The organism is Janibacter sp. GXQ6167, assembly GCF_041365945.1.
Classification (GTDB): domain Bacteria; phylum Actinomycetota; class Actinomycetes; order Actinomycetales; family Dermatophilaceae; genus JBGFSK01.
In genome coordinates, this window is sequence record NZ_JBGFSK010000013.1 from 5,083 (window position 1) to 26,537 (window position 21,455).

Annotated in this window: 27 protein-coding genes and 1 tRNA gene; 17 read left to right on the top strand and 11 right to left on the bottom strand. The window is 68.3% G+C overall.

Annotated features, from left to right (window positions below):
• Positions 1–77 precede the first annotated feature (77 nt).
• Positions 78–1,121, bottom strand: coding sequence for a saccharopine dehydrogenase (locus AB8K43_RS14670; RefSeq protein WP_370894961.1), 1,044 nt, complete (start codon positions 1,119–1,121; stop codon positions 78–80).
• Positions 1,122–1,249: 128 nt separating this feature from the next.
• Between AB8K43_RS14670 and AB8K43_RS14675 the strand changes: the two genes are divergently transcribed.
• Positions 1,250–2,131, top strand: a complete 882-nt coding sequence (locus AB8K43_RS14675; protein WP_370894962.1) for an RDD family protein — start codon at positions 1,250–1,252, stop codon at positions 2,129–2,131.
• Between the two features lie 13 nt (positions 2,132–2,144).
• On the opposite strand, the gene fahA is transcribed toward AB8K43_RS14675, so the two are convergent.
• Positions 2,145–3,326 (bottom strand): fumarylacetoacetase, encoded by a 1,182-nt coding sequence (fahA, locus tag AB8K43_RS14680; protein ID WP_370894963.1) that lies wholly within the window; start codon positions 3,324–3,326, stop codon positions 2,145–2,147.
• Positions 3,327–4,220 (bottom strand): hypothetical protein, encoded by an 894-nt coding sequence (locus AB8K43_RS14685; protein WP_370894964.1) that lies wholly within the window; start codon positions 4,218–4,220, stop codon positions 3,327–3,329. It abuts the gene before it with no gap.
• Positions 4,221–4,324: 104 nt separating this feature from the next.
• Here AB8K43_RS14685 and AB8K43_RS14690 point away from each other — a divergent pair, with 104 nt between their 5' ends.
• The gene (locus AB8K43_RS14690) at positions 4,325–5,554 is read left to right on the top strand and encodes a homogentisate 1,2-dioxygenase (protein WP_370894965.1); all 1,230 of its coding nucleotides are present in this window, start codon (positions 4,325–4,327) and stop codon (positions 5,552–5,554) included.
• A gap of 31 nt (positions 5,555–5,585) precedes the next feature.
• On the opposite strand, the gene AB8K43_RS14695 is transcribed toward AB8K43_RS14690, so the two are convergent.
• Together AB8K43_RS14695 and AB8K43_RS14700 are read right to left on the bottom strand one after the other, a co-directional pair.
• Positions 5,586–6,164: an isochorismatase family protein gene (locus AB8K43_RS14695; protein WP_370894966.1), complete on the bottom strand. Its 579-nt coding sequence runs from the start codon at positions 6,162–6,164 to the stop codon at positions 5,586–5,588.
• A 103-nt stretch (positions 6,165–6,267) separates the two neighbouring features.
• A complete protein-coding gene (locus tag AB8K43_RS14700) occupies positions 6,268–7,587 on the bottom strand; it encodes a nicotinate phosphoribosyltransferase (RefSeq protein ID WP_370894967.1) in 1,320 nt (439 codons plus the stop codon).
• 36 nt (positions 7,588–7,623) lie between these two features.
• On the opposite strand from AB8K43_RS14700, the gene clpS reads away from it, so the two are divergent.
• From clpS to AB8K43_RS14730, 6 genes are read left to right on the top strand one after another with little or no spacing between them, the layout of a single operon-like run.
• Positions 7,624–7,917: an ATP-dependent Clp protease adapter ClpS gene (gene clpS, locus AB8K43_RS14705; RefSeq protein WP_370894968.1), complete on the top strand. Its 294-nt coding sequence runs from the start codon at positions 7,624–7,626 to the stop codon at positions 7,915–7,917.
• Positions 7,918–8,559: a DUF2017 domain-containing protein gene (locus AB8K43_RS14710; protein ID WP_370894969.1), complete on the top strand. Its 642-nt coding sequence runs from the start codon at positions 7,918–7,920 to the stop codon at positions 8,557–8,559.
• Positions 8,552–8,977, top strand: coding sequence for a VanZ family protein (locus tag AB8K43_RS14715; protein WP_370894970.1), 426 nt, complete (start codon positions 8,552–8,554; stop codon positions 8,975–8,977). The genes AB8K43_RS14710 and AB8K43_RS14715 overlap by 8 nt, the downstream gene beginning before the upstream one ends.
• A gap of 6 nt (positions 8,978–8,983) precedes the next feature.
• On the top strand, positions 8,984–9,787 hold the full coding sequence (gene murI, locus AB8K43_RS14720) for a glutamate racemase (RefSeq protein ID WP_370894971.1): 804 nt from the start codon (positions 8,984–8,986) through the stop codon (positions 9,785–9,787).
• Positions 9,784–10,557 (top strand): MBL fold metallo-hydrolase, encoded by a 774-nt coding sequence (locus AB8K43_RS14725; RefSeq protein WP_370894972.1) that lies wholly within the window; start codon positions 9,784–9,786, stop codon positions 10,555–10,557. The genes murI and AB8K43_RS14725 overlap by 4 nt, the downstream gene beginning before the upstream one ends.
• A 57-nt stretch (positions 10,558–10,614) precedes the next feature.
• Positions 10,615–11,655, top strand: coding sequence for a S66 peptidase family protein (locus AB8K43_RS14730; protein ID WP_370894973.1), 1,041 nt, complete (start codon positions 10,615–10,617; stop codon positions 11,653–11,655).
• Here the strand turns inward: AB8K43_RS14730 and AB8K43_RS14735 are convergent.
• The gene (locus tag AB8K43_RS14735; protein WP_370894974.1) at positions 11,648–12,496 is read right to left on the bottom strand and encodes an alpha/beta fold hydrolase; all 849 of its coding nucleotides are present in this window, start codon (positions 12,494–12,496) and stop codon (positions 11,648–11,650) included. The genes AB8K43_RS14730 and AB8K43_RS14735 overlap by 8 nt on opposite strands.
• Positions 12,497–12,577: 81 nt before the next feature.
• On the opposite strand from AB8K43_RS14735, the gene rph reads away from it, so the two are divergent.
• On the top strand, positions 12,578–13,330 hold the full coding sequence (rph, locus tag AB8K43_RS14740; protein WP_370894975.1) for a ribonuclease PH: 753 nt from the start codon (positions 12,578–12,580) through the stop codon (positions 13,328–13,330).
• A 3-nt stretch (positions 13,331–13,333) separates the two neighbouring features.
• The gene (rdgB, locus tag AB8K43_RS14745; protein WP_370894976.1) at positions 13,334–13,966 is read left to right on the top strand and encodes an RdgB/HAM1 family non-canonical purine NTP pyrophosphatase; all 633 of its coding nucleotides are present in this window, start codon (positions 13,334–13,336) and stop codon (positions 13,964–13,966) included.
• A gap of 262 nt (positions 13,967–14,228) precedes the next feature.
• On the opposite strand, the gene AB8K43_RS14750 is transcribed toward rdgB, so the two are convergent.
• Positions 14,229–14,310 (bottom strand) — tRNA-Leu (locus tag AB8K43_RS14750).
• A gap of 22 nt (positions 14,311–14,332) precedes the next feature.
• Here AB8K43_RS14750 and AB8K43_RS14755 point away from each other — a divergent pair.
• Positions 14,333–14,803, top strand: a complete 471-nt coding sequence (locus tag AB8K43_RS14755) for an OsmC family protein (protein WP_370894977.1) — start codon at positions 14,333–14,335, stop codon at positions 14,801–14,803.
• Here the strand turns inward: AB8K43_RS14755 and AB8K43_RS14760 are convergent.
• From AB8K43_RS14760 to AB8K43_RS14775, 4 genes are read right to left on the bottom strand one after another with little or no spacing between them, the layout of a single operon-like run.
• On the bottom strand, positions 14,773–15,516 hold the full coding sequence (locus AB8K43_RS14760; protein WP_370894978.1) for an energy-coupling factor ABC transporter ATP-binding protein: 744 nt from the start codon (positions 15,514–15,516) through the stop codon (positions 14,773–14,775). The genes AB8K43_RS14755 and AB8K43_RS14760 overlap by 31 nt on opposite strands.
• A complete protein-coding gene (gene cbiQ / locus AB8K43_RS14765; protein WP_370894979.1) occupies positions 15,513–16,277 on the bottom strand; it encodes a cobalt ECF transporter T component CbiQ in 765 nt (254 codons plus the stop codon). Before cbiQ ends, AB8K43_RS14760 begins: the two co-directional genes overlap by 4 nt.
• Before the next feature lie 2 nt (positions 16,278–16,279).
• A complete protein-coding gene (locus tag AB8K43_RS14770) occupies positions 16,280–16,633 on the bottom strand; it encodes a PDGLE domain-containing protein (protein WP_370894980.1) in 354 nt (117 codons plus the stop codon).
• The gene (locus AB8K43_RS14775; RefSeq protein ID WP_370894981.1) at positions 16,630–17,328 is read right to left on the bottom strand and encodes an energy-coupling factor ABC transporter permease; all 699 of its coding nucleotides are present in this window, start codon (positions 17,326–17,328) and stop codon (positions 16,630–16,632) included. Before AB8K43_RS14775 ends, AB8K43_RS14770 begins: the two co-directional genes overlap by 4 nt.
• Before the next feature lie 104 nt (positions 17,329–17,432).
• Between AB8K43_RS14775 and bcp the strand changes: the two genes are divergently transcribed.
• The 6 genes from bcp to AB8K43_RS14805 all read left to right on the top strand — a co-directional run bounded on the left by bcp (position 17,433) and on the right by AB8K43_RS14805 (position 21,437).
• Positions 17,433–17,912, top strand: coding sequence for a thioredoxin-dependent thiol peroxidase (bcp, locus tag AB8K43_RS14780; protein WP_370894982.1), 480 nt, complete (start codon positions 17,433–17,435; stop codon positions 17,910–17,912).
• Positions 17,913–17,922: 10 nt separating this feature from the next.
• Positions 17,923–18,219, top strand: coding sequence for a DUF3618 domain-containing protein (locus AB8K43_RS14785; RefSeq protein ID WP_370894983.1), 297 nt, complete (start codon positions 17,923–17,925; stop codon positions 18,217–18,219).
• A 204-nt stretch (positions 18,220–18,423) separates the two neighbouring features.
• Positions 18,424–18,855, top strand: coding sequence for a VOC family protein (locus AB8K43_RS14790; protein WP_370894984.1), 432 nt, complete (start codon positions 18,424–18,426; stop codon positions 18,853–18,855).
• Between the two features lie 192 nt (positions 18,856–19,047).
• On the top strand, positions 19,048–19,401 hold the full coding sequence (locus AB8K43_RS14795) for a hypothetical protein (protein ID WP_370894985.1): 354 nt from the start codon (positions 19,048–19,050) through the stop codon (positions 19,399–19,401).
• Between the two features lie 108 nt (positions 19,402–19,509).
• Entirely contained in the window at positions 19,510–20,277 is a 768-nt protein-coding gene (locus tag AB8K43_RS14800; protein ID WP_370894986.1) for a hypothetical protein, read from the top strand.
• A gap of 2 nt (positions 20,278–20,279) precedes the next feature.
• Entirely contained in the window at positions 20,280–21,437 is a 1,158-nt protein-coding gene (locus AB8K43_RS14805) for an ImmA/IrrE family metallo-endopeptidase (RefSeq protein ID WP_370894987.1), read from the top strand.
• Positions 21,438–21,455 lie beyond the last annotated feature (18 nt).

Genomic DNA, 21,455 nt, shown 5'->3' on the forward strand with positions numbered 1-21,455 from the left:
GGCAACCTCTGACCGACTCATACGACCCGGCCCGGCACCCGATCGTTCGGGGGCCGGGCCGGCTCGCGTTCGTGGGGTCAGTCCAGCGCCGCGATGGCCCGGTCGAAGACCGCTTGCGCCGCCTGCCAGGGCTCGGTCATGTCGCCGATCGCGCCGAGATGCGGTGCGAGGTCGGCCGAGAAGGTCTCGCTCGCCTCGCGGGGGAGGAGCGAGGGCAAGTTGTCGATCGCGATGACGTCGAAGGGGGGAAGGTCCCCCTCGCCCGCGAAGAGGCGGCGCACCGGCTCGGCCCAGGTCGTCTCCTCGCGGTTGACCGGCACGAGGTTGAGGTCGCTCGTGAAGTCCGCGGTCACATCGGAGAGGCACCGTAGGGCGCGCGGCGTCTTGAGGTCAGCGTCCTCGACGAAGGGAGGTGCCGGCGCCGTCGAGACGACGCAGTTGACGAGGAGTTCGTGCTCGAGCAGTGCGGGCTTGTCGAGCTCACGGGTCTCGGCGATGTCCCACCCGGTCGTCGGGACCCCGGCGACCGCGAGCGCGTCACGGGCACCGGTCCCGCTGCGGCCGAGTGCCCCAGTCACCAGAGCCGAGGCGATCCCCCCTTCGTCCGCTCCCTCGGCGAGGGCCGCATCGAGATCGGAGCGTTCCATCGGGACGAGCGGCGTCTTCAGTTGGCCGCGCAGGTGCAAAACGGCGAGGGACGCGCCGACGTACCCGGCCCAATACCCAAAGGCCACCACCCGCCGACCCCCGGTCGTCAGGTACTCGACATCGAGCAGTCGGCCCCCTCCGCGACGGAACCGGCTGAGCAGTTCGCGCGCCCCGGTCTGGCCCTTGTAGGCGTGCCCGAAGAAGACGTGAGTGTGTCGCAGGTCAGCGGGCTCGTCGGGCAATTCCTTGATCCCGACGATGACCGCGTCGTCTGGGGCATCGACCCAGGAACCGGCCTCGACGAGCTCCGCACCGGCCGCCGCGTACTCGTCGTCGGGGAAGATCCGCTGCGGCGATCGCTCGACGGTGAGGGTGATCCCGTCGCCGATCAGCCGCTGCGCGTCGGCGGGAGTGATGGGGGCCCGCCGCTCGGTCGCGCGGGCTTCATGACGCATCCAAAGGTGTGTGCTCACAAAAGCCCATCGTGTCAGTCTTGAGGCCACGGCGACCAGGAAGGGAGTCCTGCCACCGCCGCGGGAAGCCGCCCGGCGCGCGCAAGGGATGGTCCGAGGCGCCAGGGTTCGCATGACATCCTTCGGACATGAGCACGACCCCCACCACGCCCGGCTGGTACGACGATCCTGACGACGAGGGCCAACTGCGCTACTTCGACGGCATCGTCTGGAGTGAGCGTCGGGTCCCCAAGCAGACCCGTCCGCGCACGTCCGAGCGCCAGGAGATCGCACCCGGCACCGACGTCTTCGGGCGGCCGCCCGAGCAGCAGCCGGGACACCGCCCTTCGTATCCGCCGTCCGGGCAGGTCCCGGGCTATCGGCAACGCTTCGAGGACAACGGTGGGTCGCCGCGCCCGATGAACCCCTACGGGGCGCCGACGTACCCGGGAACCAGCATCTTGGGCGGGGCGACGACGGTCGACGGCGAGCCCCTCGCGACCTATGGCCGGCGCGTCGGGGCTTACCTCATCGACATGCTGATCCAGGGCGCGTTGTCGCTGCTCTTCGCGGGCTACTTCCTCTGGCAGGGGCTCGCGCCGTACTTCCGCGTGCTCAGTGAGGCCGCGGCGTCGGGAGACCAGGAGCGGCTCAATCAGCTCCAAACCGAGCTCAGTCGCAACCCCGAGCAGTGGGTCGACATGGGACAGATCGGGATTGGGGTCCTGATCGGCACCGCGGTGGCGATCATCTACCACGTCGGGTTCGTCGCGTGGAAGAACGCGACACCCGGGAAACTGGTGCTCGGACTGCGGATTCGGCGGACCGGTCACCCCGGTCCGGTGGGCTTCGCCGTCGCCCTTCGACGCTACCTCTTGGTCGTCGCGGCGAACGCGCTCTCCAACCTCCCGCTCATCGGGCTGGTCGCGCCGATCGTGCTGATCCTGGACCTGCTCTGGCCGGCGTGGGATCAGCGGCGCCAAGCCCTGCACGACAAGATCGCCGACACTCAGGTCATCCGGGTCCGCTGAGCCGAGCGGCGCGTCAGGGGACGATCCGTCCCCGACACTCGCCGAGTTCGATCCGCGTGCCGTCCGCGCCCGGTGCCCACGCCCGCATGACGATCTCGTCGCCGTCTTCGAGGAAGGTGCGCGTGCCCCCTTCGCCGAGGTCGATCGGCTCGGTGCCATTCCAGGACAACTCCAAGAACGAGCCGCGGCGATCGCGCTCCGATCCGGAAATCGTGCCCGACCCGAAGAGGTCACCAGGCGTCAGGGTGGCGCCGTTGACGGTCATGTGGGCGATCATCTGCTCGGGCGCCCAGTACATGGTGGCGTACGGCGGGCGCGCGACGACCGTGCCGTTCCACTCGACCTCGACCTCGATGTCGATGCCCTCTGCGGCGTCGCCACGTAGGTAGTCGAGCGGCTCGGGATCCTGCCCGGGAAGGGGGACCCGCGCCGCCTCGAGAGCGGCCATCGGAGTGACCCAGGCCGAGATCGAGGTCGCGAAGGACTTGCCGAGGAAGGGGCCGAGCGGCACGTACTCCCATGCCTGGAGATCGCGGGCGGACCAGTCGTTGAGGATCACAACCCCGAAGAGGTGATCGCGGGCCTGGTCGACGCTGACGGGCTCGCCGAGGGTCGTCGCACCACCGACGACGAAGCCGAGTTCGGCCTCGATATCGAGCTTGATGCTCGGACCGAAGGTCGGTGCGGGGTCGCTCGGTGCCTTGCGCTGACCGTGCGGCCGGCGCACGTCGGTGCCCGAAACGACGACCGTGGAGGACCGCCCGTGATAGCCGATCGGCAGGTGCTTCCAGTTCGGGGTGAGCGGCTCGCCATCCGGACGGAAGATCCGCCCCACATTGGTTGCGTGGTGCTCGCTCGCGTAAAAGTCGACATAGTCGGCGACCGCGAATGGCAGGTGCAGGGAGACCTCGTCCAGCGGGTGCAGGTTCGCCCGCACGAGGTCCTCGTGCTCCGGCTCGGTCACCAGGCTGGTCACCCACGACCGCGCCTCCTGCCAGGCCGACGAGCCTTGCGCGAGAAGGGGGTTCAGGCTCGGCTGGTCCCACACCGCAGGGTCGCCACCGCAACCGGCGAGGTCGAGTACCTGGTCGCCGATCCGGACACCCACCCGCGGCGAAGCGCCATCAGCGGCAAACACCCCATAGGGAAGGTGGTGAATGCCGTAGGGGTGATCGGCGGGGAGGTCAAGCGGCATCTACTTCTTCTCCTTGATGAGGTGCAGTTTTTTCAGCTCTCGAACGGGATCGGTCACATCGCAGCAGCCATAACTACTGAAATGACCCCGGATGAGGGAGACATCGACGGCCGTCATGGTCGCGAACGGGGAGGTGAGGATCTCAGAGCTGCGCTCGCGCAGGGTCGCGGTGATGTCCTCGACGTCGGCGCCCTGGGCGGCGCGCCAGGTCGCGAGGAGGACATTGAGCAGGCCGTGCTGCTCCTGAGGCTTCTCGGGGGCCTGGTTGCCGGTCACCTCATACCGGCCCCGGATCGCGTGGTGGAGCCCACCAGTCAGCACGAAGGGGACCCGGCTCTCGACCGCCTGGTGGATAAAACCGGCGAGCTCCTTCTCCTCCGGCCAGCGCCACTTCGGGGTCCCACCGGTGCGGAACTTCGCCTGCACTCCCTCGATGCCCTCGTCGTCGATGCTGTCGAGCGCGGTCTCGATCTCTCGATGCTCGCGGCCAACCTCGAGGTTCAGGGTGCGACCGTGCTCGTGGGGCTCTTCGGCCCACCCGGGGTCGAAGGCCCGATCAAGCGAGACGACCTCCACTGCGGGCTGCTCCGCGAGGGTGCGCAGGGCCGCGGCGATATCACCGGGCTTGGTACCGGGACGGGCCGCCAGGCCGACGCGAAGGGGGAGCGCCTCACCCCCTTCGGAGGCCTCGTCGCTCAGCGCCTCGATGAGGTCGGGGACGTGGGCGACGCCGACGAGCAACGGCCCGATGAGATCGGCGTACCAGGCTGCGCGGTGCTCCCGGTGACGGGCGAGCGCCTCGCGAACCGGCAGGGCAGCCGGTGGGAAGGGGGAGGCGTCGTTGATCAGCGAAACGAAGAGTCCAGGGTGTGGGGCCGACGGCGTCGTGGGCATACTGCGAGGCTACTAGGCTGGCAGGCGTGAGGTGAGACCCACCTCACATGCCGCGCCTGACGTGAGCGCGGCGTGACCGGCAACCACAACGAGGTGGCGACAACGTGGCGCACTACCAGGCCATGGGGGATTACCCGCACAAGCGGCACACGCAGCACCGCACCGACGACGGCGGGCTGTACTACGAGGAACTGATGGGCGAAGAGGGCTTCTCCTCCGACTCTTCGCTGCTCTACCACCGCTTCATCCCGAGCGAGATCAGCGATGCGCAGGTGTGGGAGCTCCCGGATCAGACGCTGACCGCCAACCACCCGCTAAAGCCCCTCCACCTTCAGCCGCACACCCTCTTCGGCGATGACGTGGGTGACATCGACGTCGTCCGCGGCCGCCGACTGCTGCTCGGTAATGCCGACGTGCGCTTGTCCTATGTCGTCGCCGGTGCCCCGAGCCCGTGGTACCGCAACGCAGTTGGTGACGAGTGCGTCTTCGTCGAGGCCGGCGAGGCGCGGGTCGAGACGGTCTTCGGCTCCTTCGAGGTCGCTCACGGCGACTACGTCGTGATCCCGCGGGCAACGACCCACCGGTGGCTGCCGAAGGGGGCCGATGAGGCCGGTGACGGATCCCCCCTTCGCGCGTACGCGATCGAGGCCAGCAGCCACATCACCCCGCCGAAGCAGTACCTCTCGCGCTACGGGCAGCTCCTCGAGCACTCGCCCTACTGCGAGCGTGACCTGCGCGTGCCCGAGGGGCCGCTCCTCGCCGAGGACATCGGGGAGTCCGCGGATGAGCCGACCGAGGTCTTCGTCCGCCACCGCGGCGACGGCCCGGGCGGCATCGTCGGCACGGTCTACACCTATCCCTTCCACCCGCTCGACGTCGTCGGCTGGGATGGCTGCCTGTACCCCTTCGTGTTCAATGTCGCCGATTTCGAGCCCATCACCGGTCGGGTGCATCAGCCGCCGCCCGTGCACCAGGTCTTCGAGGGCTGGAACTTCGTCGTGTGCAACTTCGTGCCGCGGAAGGTGGACTACCACCCCCTGGCGATCCCGGTGCCGTACTACCACTCCAATGTCGACTCCGACGAGGTGATGTTCTACGTGGCCGGCGACTACGAGGCGCGCAAGGGCAGTGGGATCAAGGCCGGGTCGATCAGCCTGCACCCCGGCGGGCACGCGCACGGCCCGCAGCCGGGGGCCTACGAGAAGGCGATCGGCGTCGAGGCCTTCGATGAGCTCGCGGTCATGGTCGACACCTTCAAGCCGCTGGCGCTTGGCGAAGGGGGGATCGCCTGCGACGACGGCGTGTACGCCTGGTCCTGGCGCAACCGGCACTAAGGGTCACGGCCGCCCGTCGCCGAGAGGGGCGCTAGCGGGCGATCGAAACGCCAGCGTCGGCCATCTCATCCAGAGCGGCAGCCGTCGTCTCGGGGGCAACGCCGGCGACCAGGTTGAGCAGCACGGTCGTGGCGAAGCCCTCACGGTTGGCGTCCAGCGCGGTCGCGCGGACGCAGTGATCGGTGGCGATGCCGCAGACGTCGACCTCGGTGACGCCGCGGGCGCGCAGCCAGTCCGCAAGGGAGGTCCCGTCGGGCGCCGTCCCCTCAAAACCGCTGTAGGCCGCCGTGTGAGCGCCCTTGCGGAAGACCTCATCGACCCGACCAAGCGCAGGCGTGACCTCGGGATGGAAGGACGCACCCTCGGTCCCGGCCGCGCAGTGCACGGGCCAGGTCGTCACGTAATTGGGCTCTTCGCCAGCCGCGGCCCAGTGATCGCCGGGATCGTGGTGCCAGTCGGCGGTGGCGACGATGGCGGCGTAGGCGTCGTGGGACCGCTCGACGTACGCGGCAGTATCGCGCGCGACCTGAGCGCCGCCGGAGACCGCCAGCGAGCCCCCTTCGGCGAAGTCGTTTTGGATATCGACGAGGATCAGCGCCCGCTCGTTCATGGCATCCAGCCTAGATCGTCGTCCCGTCGACCAGGTCGACCTCGGGAGGGTCAGTCTGGGCCGCCATCGGTGGCTGAAGCTGCTCCTTCGCCGAGGGTTGCCGCTAGGGCGTCTCGGTCGCGAAGAGGGTCTCGATCGCCGGCTGGCCTTGCGACAACTGGTGGGCGGCGCGAGGCAACTCGGCGACGGACGCCTCGTGGCGAGCCCGAGCTGCCGCGATGGTCGTGACCTCGCGGCCGACGATCTCGCCGTCGCGCACGAGCGGGACCAGGAGCTCGCGGTCGACCGCGCCGGTGCCGTCGTCTTCGGGCAGCTCATCGATGCCGAGGACCTCAGCCGTCGCCACACCGTTGGCATCGCGACGACGAAGGGCGTACTTGCGGCCGCCGATCGATTGCTTGTCTTTGCTCTTCTTCACCACGCCGATCATCTGCCCGTGGTCGTCCTCGCGGGCGACCAGTTTGTAGACCATGCTCGCGGTGGGGGCACCGGATCCGGTGACGACCCGGGTCCCCACGCCGTAGGCATCGACCGGTGCAGCGGCGAGCGCCGCGATCGCGTACTCGTCGAGATCGGAGGTGACGACGATCCGCGTGTCGCGGGCGCCGAGGCTATCGAGCTGCTCGCGGACCTCGTGGGCCTGGACCAGCAGGTCGCCGGAGTCCAGGCGAACCCCGCCGAGACCGGTCCCGGCGACCTCGACGGCCGTCGCGACCCCTTCGGTCACGTCGTAGGTGTCGACCAGCAGCGTGGTCTGCGGACCGAGGGAGGCGACCTGAGCGGCGAAGGCCTCCCGCTCGGTGTCGTGCAGGAGGGTGAAGGCGTGCGCGGCCGTGCCCTGGGTCGGGACGCCGTAGCGGCGGCCGGCCTCGAGATTGGAGGTCGAGGCGAACCCAGCGATGTACGCCGCGCGGGCCGCGGCCACCGCCGCCTGGTCGTGGGCGCGGCGCGAGCCCATCTCGATGCACGGCCGCGTGCCCGCCGCGCCGGTCATCCGCGAGGCGGCCGACGCGACGGCGCAGTCGTGGTTGAGGATCGAGAGCACGACGGTCTCGAGCAGCACGCCGTGGGCGAAGTCGGCCTCGACCACCATGACGGGGGAGTAGGGGAAGTAGGTCTCGCCCTCGGCATACCCCCAGATGTCCCCGGTGAAGCGATAGGACGCGAGGAAGTCCAGCGTCTGCTCGTCCACGACGCCACGCGCGCGCAGGTCGGCGATCTCGGCGTCCCCGAAGCGGAAGTTCTCGATCGCATCGAGCACGCGCCCGGTCCCGGCCACCACGCCGTAGCGCCGGCCGGTCGGCAGGCGGCGGGCGAAGACCTCGAAGACGCACCTGCGACTGGCGGCGCCCGAGGCCAGCGCGGCCTGGATCATCGTCAACTCGTAGTGGTCGGTCAACAGGGCGGTGGTGGGCTCACTCACCCGGCCCACTGTAGGGCGACGCCGCTCTACAGTGGGATGGTGTCCATCGCCCCCGCCGAGCAACTCACCGAGGATCCGGAGGTCCTCGACGCGGTCGACCACCCATGGGTCACGCTCGTCTGGAATGACCCCGTCAACCTGATGTCCTACGTGACCTGGGTCTTCCAAACCCACTTCGGCTACTCCCGGGCGAAGGCCGAAAAGCTCATGATGGACGTCCACGTCAAGGGTCGCGCGGTCGTCTCGAACGGGCCGAAGGAGCAGATGGAACTCGATACCGAGGCCCTCCAGGGATACGGCCTCTGGGCGACCTATCAGAAGGACGACTAAGTGGCCTGGGCATTTGCGCGCGACGGCGAAGAGGTCGTCGCCCGGTTGGACTCGCAGGAGCGCGCCCTCGTGCGCTCGCTGGCCGAGCAGGTGCGCGAACTCGTCGCGCCGGCTGGCGCGTCCACCGATCAGGCGAGCCTGGACCCCTTCGAGGCCATCGTCGCCGGGATCGGCCCGCTCACCACCGATGACCCGACCAGCCCGACCGTCCCCGATGAGTTGCCCGAGCGCGGCTTCGGCCACGACGAGGATCGCGATCCGGCACTGGACCGCCTCTTCCCGACGGGCCACCGCACCGACGAGCAGGAGGCCACGGAGTTCCGGCGGCTCACCGAGGCCTCGCTGCGACAGCGGAAGGGGGATCAGCTCGCCGCGCTCATCGCGGCGGTCGATCCGGAGGCCGACGACGACGAGGTGCGCCTCGCGGCGACGACGGCGCCCCAGGTGTTGACGGCGCTCACCGATATCCGCCTGGTGATGGGCGAGCGGCTCGGGCTGCGCACCGATGCCGATGCCGAGCGGCTCGATGAGTTGGTCGATGAACTCGACGAAGACGACCCGGCCGTGGTGGCCCTGATGATCTATGACTTCCTCACCTGGTTGCAGGAAACCCTTGCGCAGGCGCTGATGGGCGGTGAGTGAGAAGGGGGCCGGCCGCGCCGGGTGGCGGGTCATCCTCGGGGTCTATCTCGCCCTGACCGCCCTCGTCGTGGCCTGGCCCAATGCGTGGACGGTCAACCGGACGGTCGTGCGGGTCTGGCAGATCGGGGTGACCAACGGGTGGTACGACCCGAGCACCTTCTCGCCCGAAGCCTTCGCGACGCTGCTCAACGTCATCCTCTTCATCCCTCTCGTCATCCTTGCGGCGGCATCCTTCCCGCGCGTGCCGGTCTGGGTGTGGGTCCTGGTGGCCTTCGTCGGCAGCTGCCTCATCGAAGGGGGTCAACTGCTCGGCGGAGTGCGCGATGCGACCTACCTGGATGTCATCAGCAACACCGGTGGCGCGCTCATCGGGGCGCTGCTCGTCGTCGTGGGTCGTCACCTCAGGCACGTAGGCTGAGCCGTCGTGGACGCACCGATCGGGATCTTCGACTCCGGGTACGGCGGGCTCACGGTCGCCCGGGCCGTGCTCGACCAGTTGCCGCACGAATCGGTCGCCTATCTCGGCGACACCGCGCGGGCTCCCTACGGCCCGAGGCCCATCGCGCAGACCCGGCAGTTCGCCCTCGAGTGCCTCGATCGGCTCGTCGACCACGGCGTCAAGGCGTTGGTCATCGCCTGCAACACCGCGAGCGCAGCGGTCTTGCACGACGCGCGGGAGCGCTACGACGTGCCGGTCGTCGAGGTGATCCGCCCAGCGGTCCGGCGTGCCGCCGCCGCGACCCGCAACGAGCGGGTCGGGGTGATCTCGACCCGCGGGACGCACCAGTCCGGGGCGTACATCGATGCCTTCGCCGCGGCCCCCCAAATCGATGTGACAAGCATCGCGTGCCCCCGCTTCGTGGAGTTCGTCGAGGCCGGGATCACCGGTGGTCCGGAACTGCTGTCGGTCGCGCGCGAGTATCTAGAACCCTTGCAGCGCAAGCAGATTGACACGCTCGTGCTCGGCTGCACGCATTACCCCCTTCTCACCGGTGTCATCTCGTACGTGATGGGTGAAGGTGTCACCCTCGTCTCATCCGCCGAGGAGACGGCCAAGGACGTCTACCGTGTGCTTGCCGACCTCGATCTGCTCCGGGGGGATGACCTCCCTTCGCCCGCGCATGGTTTCACCACCACGGGTGACCCGGAGGAGTTCCGCCGGTTGGCGCGACGCTTCCTCGGACCCGAGGTCGGCGACATCTACGAAAACCCGGGAGGCGCGGCGTGAGGCTGACGGTGATCGGCTGCTCGGGCTCCTTCGCGGGCCCCACTTCGCCGGCGTCGTGCTATCTCGTGACGGCCGAGCACGAAGGGCGGGACTGGCACCTGCTCCTCGACCTCGGCAACGGGGCGCTCGGGGCGCTGCAGCGCCACCTGGACCCGGCGGCGCTCGACGCCATCATGATCAGCCACCTCCACCCCGACCACTGCCTGGACCTCACCGGCCTTTACGTCATGCGGACCTACGATCCGCGCGGGGCGCACACCGACCGGCTGCCCGTCTACGGACCGGCGGGGACCGGCACGCGTCTCGCGGCGGCCTATGAGGGCATGTACGAGGTCGACTTCGACCGGGTTTTTGACTCCCGTCGCGTCGCCGATGGGATTCCCTTCCGGCTCGGGCCCTTCACCGTCACCCCGCACCTCGTGAATCACCCGGTCGAGGCGTACGGGGTACGGGTCGAGGCCGGGGGGCGCGCGCTCGCGTACACCGGCGACACCGACACCTGCGACGCGCTCGTGACCTTGATGGAGGGTGTGGATCTCGCACTCACCGACTCGGCCTTCATCGACGGGCGCGATCACATCGAAGGGATCCACCTGTCGGGGTCCCGGGCGGCAGCGGCCGCGATGGCCGCTGGCGCGAAGCGGCTCATGCTGACCCATATCCCGGCATGGAATGACCCCGAGGTCTGCCGAGCGCAGGCCGCCGCGGTGTGGACCGGTGATGGCCGCGAGGTCGAGCTCGCGGCGCCAGATACGACCTACGAGATCTAGCTCGGCCGGTCGGCCGCCTGGGCAGTCGTCCCCACTCGCGTCTGATTGGCTGGTGGCATGGACATCGTCTATCCGGCACCGCTCACGCCCGGTGACACGATCGCGGTCACGGCCCCCTCTGCGGGGGTCCCGCCGAGCATGTCGGCGCGCCTCGACGTCGCGATCGCGGCCTTACGGGCCGGCGGCTACGAGGTGATCCAGGGCGTCTGCCTTCGCGATGACACCGAAACGGCGCACATCAGCGCCTCCAAGGAGGCCCGCGCCGACGAACTCATGGCGCTGCTCATCGATCCCGATGTCGCCGCTGTCATTCCGCCGTGGGGCGGTGAGACCGGGATCGACCTGCTCCCTCTCCTCGACTTCGAGCTCCTCGCCGCGAGCGAACCATGCTGGTACGCAGGCTTTTCGGACACCACGACCACCATGCTCCCGTTGACGCTGCGCTCCGGCTGGGCCACCCTGCACGGCTGGAACCTGATGGACACCCCCTACGCACCAGCGCCGGGACACCGCCGCTGGCTGGAGGTCGCTGAGCTCAGCGAAGAGGAGCGGGTGACCCCCTTCGCCCAGCGGGCCGCGACGCATCGGCGCGACGCGGGATGGGACGACTACCGCGAGGACCCGCAGGTGAGCGAGATGACGCTGACCGTCCCCACGCGATGGAAGGTGCTCGACGGGGCTACTGCTCACTTCTCCGGACGGGTGATTGGCGGCTGCCTTGAGGTGCTCTCGCCGCTCGCCGGGACGCCTTTTGGTGACGTGCCCGGGTGGGCGGCCCAGCAGGACGAGCCGACGGTGGTCTGCCTGGAGGCTGCGGAGGGCAATGCCTACGAGGTGGCGCGGCTGCTCCATGGCCTCCGTCTCGCCGGGTGGTTTGACGCTGCCGCTGGCGTCCTGATCGGTCGCACCCCCGCGCCTGATGCCCCGTCGCTGACGCAACACCACGCGGTGCGCGACGCTCTCGGCGATCTTGAGGTGCCAGTGGTCCTCGACGTCGATTTCGGCCACCAGCAGCCCTTCCTGACGCTCGTCAACGGGGCCCACGCCGAGGTGGTCGTCGACCCCGGCGGCCAGTCCATCAGTCAGTCGCTTACCTGACGGTCGTGCGCGCCCAGGTCGCGAGATGCTCGCCGATGATCTCGGGGGAGCGAGCGAAGGAGAAGTGGTCCACCGGCTTGCCGGGATCCGTCGGCCCCTTCGTGAAGGTCCATCGTTCGACCGGCGCCGCGGTGAGCTTGCCCACCAGATGATCGGTCGCCGACGGCGGGCACAGAGGGTCGCCGTCGAGGTCGACGGCGAGGACCGGGAGTGCCACGTCGTGGAGGTGCTCTTCGACGGCCTGGCCGCCCGGCTCGAGTCGGCCGTGGCGCGCGTACCCAGCCCACTCAGCCATCAAGGTCTTGGGCTGGCGCCCCCCGAAACCAAAGCGGTGACCGGGCCACATCCCGCGTACCCGGGTGATGCCGCCGGCGATCTGGGTCTTGACGAGCACTCCGAGATTTCGGCCCTGGGCCTTCCAGTACGGAGAGCCGGAGCCGACGAGGATCCCCGCGCGAACCTTCGGGTCCTCGACATGGGCGAGATACGCGAGCATAACGTGACCGCCCAGGCTGTGGCCGAGCAGGACGACAGCCCGTCCCGGGAAGGCGGCGTGGGTCGCGTCGAGGATGACCGGGAGCCACATACGCGCTAACTCCCCGTACCCGTAGTCGACGACGCGACTGATCCGGGGACGGGCCTGACCTTGGCCGGGGTAGTCACCGACGGCGGCGCCGACTCCCTGATTCGCGAGATCCTCGACGAAGGGGCCGTAGTAGGCGGCCGGGACCCCCATCGCGGGCAGCACCAGGATGACGGGATCGGCCGGTCCGCCCCCTTCGGCGCCGAGCAGAACTGTGGAGCCGCCTTTGGGGAGCTCGATCTCGCGAAGCGTCTGCACGAGAAGGGAGCATGCCACCAGTTACCGGTTGGTAGCCACTCGGGGTGGCCGATCGCGCGGCGCGAACTACCCTGGGGCGACATGACCTCCCTTCGCCACGACGGCCGCACCCCCGACCAACTCCGCGACGTACGGATCACCCGCAACTGGCTCGACCACGCCGAGGGATCGGTGCTGGTCGAATTCGGCAAGACCCGGGTGCTCGTCGCGGCCTCCTTCACCGAAGGGGTGCCGCGGTGGCTGAAGGGGCGCGGGACCGGTTGGGTCACCGGCGAATACGAGATGCTGCCGCGCGCGACAAACACCCGCTCGGACCGCGAGTCCCGGCGCGGCAAGGTCGGCGGACGGACCCACGAGATCAGCCGCCTCATCGGCCGGAGCCTGCGGGCGATCATCGACACCAAGGCGCTTGGCGAAAACACGATCGTGATCGACTGCGATGTCCTCCAGGCCGATGGCGGGACCCGCACGGCGTCGATCACCGGGGCCTATGTCGCCCTCGCCGACGCGATCGAGGATGCGCGATCGCGCGGTCTGATCGCCAAGGACGCCAAGCCGCTCACGGGGTCCATCGCCGCCGTCTCAGTCGGGGTGGTGAAGGGGGAGCCAGTCGCCGACCTCGACTACCCGGAGGACTCGACCGCCGAGACCGACATGAACGTCGTGATGACCGGCGAGGGGGCGTTCGTCGAGGTGCAGGGGACGGCCGAAGGCGTCCCCTTCGACCGCTCTCTGCTCGACCAACTGCTGGACCTCGCGACCACCGGGTGCGCTCGGCTCACCGAGATCCAGGCCGAGGCCCTCGCGGCGACTCCTCGAACCCGGGAGCTGTAAGTCATGCGGCGCGTCGTGCTAGCCACGCACAACGAGCACAAGGTCGACGAACTCACGTCAATCCTCGCCGACGTCGTCGCCGAGCTCGACCTCGAGATCGTCTCGATGGCGGCGTTTCCGCAGATCGGCGAGGTCCCGGAGACCGAGGTGACCTTCGAGGGCAACGCGCGCCTGAAGGCCGAAGCGGTTGCCGTCGTCACCGGGCTGCCAGCGCTCGCCGATGATTCGGGCCTGAGCGTCGAGGTGCTGGGTGGGTCGCCGGGCGTCTTCTCGGCCCGCTGGTCTGGGCTGCACGGGGGAGAGGTGCTTCCTCGCGGTGAGAAGGACCGGCGCAATCTTCAGTTGCTCCTTGATCAACTCGCGGATGTCCCGGACGAGCATCGCGCCGCGGCCTTCCGCTGCGCCGCCGTGAGCGCCCTTCCCGATGGTCGTTCGGCCGCGGTCGAAGGGCGTGTCGACGGCGTCCTCCTCCAGGCGCCGGTGGGGGAGGGCGGTTTCGGGTACGACCCGATCTTCGTCCCCGAAGGACATTCGCGCACGATGGCCGAGCTCAGCCAGGACGAAAAGAACGCGATCAGCCACCGCGGGCGCGCCTTCCGCGCCTTAGCCCCCCACCTGCGGGACCTGCTCGGCTGAGGCGCTGGGCGCTTCCCCCTTCGCGTCAGGCAGGTAAGGCGCTCGAGCTGTCACTTACCGACGCTTCGGCGCCGCGGAAGTGGCGGTAAGGGGCTCGAGGGGTGACTTACCGACGCTTCGGTGCCTGGGTGGTGGCGGGGAGGGGCTCGAGGTGTCACTTACCGACGTTTCGGCGCCCGGGTGGTGTCGGGGAGGCGCTCGAGGTGTCACTGACCGACGCTTCGGCCGCCGCCGCGCCCGAGGGACCTGTGAAACTTAAAAGTGCCGAAGGCGGGACTTGAACCCGCACACCCGAAGGCACCAGAACCTAAATCTGGCGTGTCTGCCAATTCCACCACTTCGGCGCGACTGGTAAGTGTAGGCGGCATGGAGCACACCTACGACACGACGCTGCGCTGGAGCGGCTCGACCGGCCTCGGGCACGACGACTACGGGCGCGCTCATCGGGCTGTCGTGGGCGATCGCGAGTACGCGCTCTCGGCCGACCCGGCCTTTCGCGGGGACCCTGCGCTCACCAACCCCGAGCAATTGCTGCTCATGGCCGCCTCGTCGTGCCAGCTGCTCTCCTTCCTCGCCGTGGCGGCGCGGGCCCGGTTGGATGTGATCGCCTACTCCGACCGGGCGAGCGCGGTGATGGATGAGGCGGATCCACCCCTTCGCGTTGGCCGGATCATCCTGCGCCCCGACGTCACCGTGCGCGGCGAGGTGGACGAAGGGCGAATCCGGCACCTGCTCGAGGTCGCCCATCGCGAGTGCTTCATCGCTCGGTCACTGTCCAGCGAGATCACCCTCGAACCGGTCATCCGTCAGGAGACCGACCGGGGATCGAATCCGTAGGGCAGTTCCAGCCGATGCCCCGCCATCAGTTCGGGGTCGGAGAGCAGGTCAGCGGTCCCGCCATCGGCGACCACTCGCCCTTCGCTCAAAATGACCGAACGCTCGCAGAGTTCGAGGGCATACGGCAGGTCGTGAGTGACCATCAGGACCGTGACGTCGAGCCCGCGCAAGATGTCAGCGAGTTCGCGCCGGGCGCTGGGGTCGAGGTTGGACGAGGGTTCGTCGAGGACGAGAATCTCCGGCTCCATGGCAAGCACGGTCGCGACAGCAACGCGTCGCCGCTGGCCGAAGGACAGGTGGTGCGGAGGTCGGTCGGCGAACTCGCGCATCCCGACGGCGTCGAGTGCCGCGTCGACCCGGGCTTGGAGCTCCGGGCCGCGCAAGCCGAGGTTGCGCGGGCCGAAGGCCACGTCCTGACCCACCGTCGGCATGAAGAGTTGGTCATCCGGGTCCTGGAAGACAATCCCGACGCGCCGACGGATATCGAGCAGGTTGTCCTCGGTGACCGGCAGCCCGGAGACGGTGACCGTCCCCGCCTCTGGGACGAGGATGCCGTTTAAGTGCAGGACGAGCGTGGTCTTGCCGGCGCCGTTTGGGCCGAGGAGAGCGACCCGCTCGCCGCGATGGACGTGAAGATCCACCCCCCGCAGCGCGAGGTGCCCATCCGGGTAGGCGTGGATGACGCCGCGCAGGTCGAGCACGGGGGTGGTCATCGGGCCATCATGCCAATCAGGGCGACGCTCGCCGCGACGGCCGCCGGGATGAGCGCATAGGTCCAGGTGCGAAGGGAGACGCTGCCCCCTTCGTCGAAGTAGGCCTGGCCCTGGTAGCCCCGCGAGAGCATCGCCAGGTGGACGCGCTCGCCGCGCTCGTAGGACCGGATGAAGAGGGCGCCAGCCGAACCCGCGATCACCGGCCAGGCGGCGACGGATCGGCCTCGAAACGCCCGGGATTCACGGGCGATCCGCATGCGGCGCAGTTGGTCCGCGACCACTTCGATGTAACGAACCATGAAGGCGAGGATCTGCACGAGGGTCGCCGGGAGGCGCAGCCGGGCGAGCCCAGAGACCAGATCGGGAGCCTCGGTGGTCGAGGCCAGCAGGATAGAGGCGGCGGCGCCGAGGGTGCCCTTGGCGACGAGTGCCCACGCACCCCAAAGGCCCGCTTCCGAGAGGGTCATCGGGCCGACCTCCACGCGCGGGCCCGCCGCGACGAAGGGCATGAGCGCGGCGAAGACGAGGAAGGGCACCTCGACGACAAGGCGGACCACGATGTGCCGCAGCGGAACCCGGGAGATCACGATCGCGACGACGAGGACCAGCAGGTGGATGCCGAAGGCCCAAATCGCCTCTCGGGGCGTCGCCACGACGGCGAGGACGAAGAGGAGCGTCCCGACGATCTTGACGTGCGCGGGGGCGCGGTGGAGCGGCGAGTGGCCGTGATAACTCAGGGAGTGCCCGTGCGGCCCACCCACGATCAGTCCCGCTTGCGACCGCGGCGCAGGAGCGCGAGCACGGCCCACATCACCGCGCCGACGAGCACGACGCCCACGACCCCGGCGATCCCGCCGGAGAGGAAGCCGTTGTCGACGCCGGAGGTCCCGTAGTCCGCGAAGGGGGAGGCCTCGGTGCCGTGATCACCAGCCGTGGTGTCGAAGCCGAGGGTCTCGGCGACGTGCTCAAGACCATCGGGGTGGGCGGAGGCGAAGTACGAAACGACCCCGGCGAGGAGCAGGATCACCACCAGGGAGGCCAGGACGAAGGTGCGGGTCGACACCCGGCGGCGGGCCCCCTTCTCCTGCTCCTGCGTCGTGCTGGTCTTGGTGCTCATGCGAGGGCCCCCTGGATCTGCTGGGCGCGCCGTTTGGCCTCGACAGCACGAGCCGGTCCCGCGCCGTAGACGAGGTCGGGCCGAGCGGTAATGACGGCCGAGACGATGAGGAAGGTGATCGCTGCTTCGCCGAGACCGATCAGGGCGTGGACGCCGAGCATCCCTGTGGTGAGAGTGTCGAGCGCGATCGGCGCTTGGCCGCCGATCGCATAGAGGCCGACGAAGGTGAGCGCGGCGAAGAGGACCGAGAACCAGGCTGCGATGGCGGCGGCGATCGGGACCATCGCGAGGCGCTTGGGCAGCACCGAGCGGATCGCGGCGAAGATCGCCCATCCGGTCCAGACGCCGACGAGCGCCATCAAGGTCACGTTGGTCCCGAGCGCGGTGAGCCCGCCATCTGCGAAGGCCACGGCTTGCACCAGGAGGACCACCGAGATGGCGAGCGTCGCGAGCCAGGGTCCGATCAGGACCGCGGCCAATGCGCCGCCCAGCAGATGGCCCGACGTGCCAGCGCCCACCGGGAAGTTCAGCATCTGCGCGGCCATCACGAAGGTCGCGACGAGCCCAGCGAGCGGCGCAATCGGGTCCGCGGCGGCGCTGCGGGAACGCCACAGCGCGAGGCCGATACCCGCGACCGCGACGACGCCGGTCGCAAGCGACGTGGGTGCGTCGAGAAATCCGTCGGGTACGTGCACGGCCTTGGTCTCCTACCGGTCGGTCCGCTGGGATAGGTTGCGAGGGCACGATCGAAGCACCTCACCCGCACTATTGCACCATCTGTGCAACAAAAGGAGACCTGGTGACCGACCGACTCGTCCCCGGCGACCATGCCCCGGACTTCACCTTGACCTCCGACGAAGGGGAGGAGGTCAGCCTCGGCGACTACGCCGGCAAGAACCTCATCATCTATTTCTACCCGGCGGCGATGACTCCGGGCTGCACCAAGCAGGCGTGCGACTTCACCGAATCGCTGGAGTCTTTGCACCGCGATGGCTACGAGGTCGTCGGGATCTCGCCGGACAAGCCGGAAAAACTCGCCCGCTTCCGAGAGCGCGATGCCCTCACGATCACCCTCCTCTCCGACCCCGACAAGTCGGTGATGACGCGGTATGCCGCCTTCGGCGAGAAGAAGTTGTACGGCAAGGTAGTACAAGGCGTGATCCGCTCGACCATCGTGGTGGACGGCGAGGGCGTCGTCACGCATGCTTTTTATAACGTCAGGGCGACCGGGCACGTAGCAAAGCTCCGGCGCGACCTCGGCCTCGAAGAGAAGGACTGAAACCACCGATATGAGTGAGATCCCGAACCGCCCGTCCGACCAGGCCGCGCTCGACTCGCGCAGCCTGACCGCGCTCGAGAACGACATCACCGCGACCCGGGACCGGTTGGCCCGCAGCATCGACGAGCTCACCGAGCGCGTCCGGCCCGACAACCTCGTCGCCTCGCAGGTCGCTCGCGCCAAGCAGGGGTTCTATGACGCCACCCACGACGAGCGGGGCGAGCTGCGCACCGAGCGCCTCGCGGTCGCGGGCGCGGTCGTCGTCGGGCTCATCGTGCTGAAGGTGGTCATCGGCCGCCGTCGCTGATCTCCCTTCATCGCTGAACCCCAGGTCTGCCTCGGCGGGCCTGGGGTTCCTGCGTGCCAGGGCGAAGGGGGTCTCGATGCGGCCCGGAGCCGCTCAGCGATTACCGGGGAAAAGGTCCCGGCGAACGATGGCTGGGGCAGACCCGGACCTCTAGCGTTGTCGTCGGCCGACCACTACTCGGTCCACCACGTCAAGGGAGTACGCATGGCTCAGTTGGCTACCTATATCGCCTTCTTCGGCAACGCCAAGGAGGCGCTCGAGCACTATCAGGAGGTCTTCGGCGGAGAGCTCGACCTCACCTTCTACGGCGATATCCCGATGCCCGGCATGCCCTTCGAACCCGATCCCGACTCGGTGGCGCACGGTGTCCTCACCTTGCCGGGCGGGGTCATCGCTGGGGGCGACATGCCGCCGGGCGGCGACTACGCAGTGCGCGACACGGTCTACTCGTTGCTCTACACGCTCGACAATGTGGACGAGGCCCGGCGGGTGATCGACCAGATGGTCGCCGCAGGTGGCGAACTCGCCATGCCCTTCGAGTTGGCGCCCTGGGGGGACCACTACGGGCAGATCTTCGACAAATACGGCGTGATGTGGGCGCTCAACGTGCCGGGCTCGGCGGCTCCCAGCGCATAAGTCGCGCTGCGCCGAGAAAGCAGATCGGCCCCGAGGCGATGCCTCGGGGCCGATCTCATGGGGTGCCTGAGTAGCACGTTTGGCAACTCCGCCCCCAAGACGAAAACCCTGGTCAACCGTCTGAACCGTGGGGTCTACGCGGTCTCCCGACGGCCCGAAAGCACCGCTCCCAGGGACGATCGCGGCCCTGTTGTGAGAACTGTCGAGACGGCTCAAACTTTTCTCACCGCCGCCGAGGTGGACGCGCTTGTCGGCGACTACCTGGCCGGGGTGGGCGTGAAGGCTCTCGCCGAGCGGTACGGCATCCACCGCGCCACGGTGTTCTCACACCTTCGCCGTCGCAACGTACCGAGCCGCCGGCCGGGGCTGGGGGTCGACGAGAAGGCGGAGGCCGTGCGGCTCGCCCGCGCGGGCATCTCGATGCGGGCGATCGGACGCCGGATGGGCGTGGACCGCAAGGCTGTACGCACAGCGCTGGTCGAGGCTGGACTCATCATGGATTGCACCAATGGAGCGCGCCGCTCCGGCATGCCGACCCCGATCTGACAGACTGATGGCACTGAACCGAGTGAAGAGTGACCGTGGCAACCCTCTCATGCTCGCTAACTCTGACGGAATGACGACTGAGACTAAAGTTGTGTGCTAGAGTCCTTCGTGACGGCGAAGGAGGACCCGGTGGTTCAGCAACACGACAGCGACGACTGGCGCAGCGAGTTCCAGCCAGCAGAACTCGCGGCACTCCGCGAACGAATCCCGACCGCGATCCAGTGCAGCCAGGATCGCTCGGCCCGCGCTCAGGCAGCGTATGACGATCCCGATGGGGACCAGGACGTGTATGGCGCGGGGATGGCCCGTGGCGTACAGAAGGAACTCCGCACACTTCTGTCTGACCTGCCTTCCTATCGAGAGGCCAAGATTCCCACCACCCGACGGATGCTGACCTTCGTCGGCAACACGCTCATCTTCGCGCAACGTGTGGGCAAGCAGATGCCGCGCAATTTTCGCCGAGTTCGACTCAGCTACTTGCCCGACTCGCGCCGTGAACTCCTCTCGAAGACGAGTAACGTCAAGTACTCCGACGCCGGGCTCTTCGACATCAGCGACGTTCTCGAAGGAGATCAGCCTGCGTCTCTCGAGGATGCTCTCAGCCACGTCGAGTCGGCCGTGCCTCGCACGACCCTCTTCGTTCCGTACTACAGCAGTACGCCGCAGGGCGTGGGAACGATCTACTTCGCGCCCGCGCGACTGAACGGTCGGTACCTGGAGTTTGCAGACCCCGAGCGGTTGACCTACGAGCGCACACCGTCTTCCGTCGATGCTCCGCGCACCATGTTGAAGCCTGTCGCTGGGTTCAACAGCGGCGACCGCCCGCGTACCTCAGTGAAGCTGCGCCAGCGGCAGCCCGAGCAGGAAGGCAGCTGATCATGGCGATGGCACACGACGGCAACGTTGACCTCGCCGGAATCGCCAGGATGTTTGACCCAGCGCGGCTAGCCCAGGCTCGCCGGATCAGCAAGATGTCCAAGGCGGACCTTCATCGCAAGGTGGGCGTGTCCGCCGCCGCGATCGGGCAGTACGAGCGCGGAGAGGTGCGTCCCCGCGCAGAAACGGTCGCTGCACTGGCCACGGCGCTCGGTGTCCCACCGGGCTTCTTCGCGCTTGGGCGTCCACGTGTCCAAGTGGACATCGCTGAAGCATCGTTCCGTCGACTCCGCTCAACGACTGTCACACAACAGCAGCAGGCGACCGCGTATGTCGAACAAGCCTGGGAACTCAGCTGCTACCTCGAAGAGAGTGTGGAGTTCCCGGAGTTGGACCTCCCTGCCTGGGCGCACGCCGATTCACTTGATGTGCCGGACCCTGCGACCGCAGCGCGAGCCATGCGCCAACACTGGCTGCTCGGAACCGGTCCGATAGAGCACCTCGTGTATCAGCTTGAACAGCACGGCATCTTGACGGTCTTTTTCTCCATGAAGGAAGATGCCTCGCTCGACGAGAAGAGTCGCATCGATGCCTTCTCAACCATCGCGCTGCCGCGTCCCATGATCGTGCTGACCCCAGACAAGGCCAATGACGTGATGCGGCATCGGTTCTCGGCTGCGCACGAACTCGGGCACATTGTCCTCCATCGTGGCAGGCAGGGAACAGATAGCCAACTAGAGCGGCAGGCGGACATGTTCGCAGCTGAGTTTCTCACTCCCCGTGATGTGATCCGGGATCAGTTGCCCCGACGAATCAACTTCAATCGATACGAGGAGCTCAGCCAGTTGTGGGGAGTCTCGATCAACTCATTGATCTTCCGGTCGCGTGAACTCGACCTCATCTCAGAATCCACAGCCCGGCGCGCGTACATCACGCTGAACGGGATCGTGCGGCGGCCCATGCCGGTCCACGACTATCCCGGCGAGCGGCCAGAACTCCTCAAGTCCGCACTCGAACTGCTCGACGAGTCGGGGATTCCACTGAGTCAGGTCGCGGAGGACCTCCAGATGACTCCTCGCCACATACGACGGCTAGCCGACATCGACGATCCTCAACCCAAGCTCACGCTGGTGAAAGACCATCCAGACAGCAGGAAGTAGTGGGACGCACTCCCATCT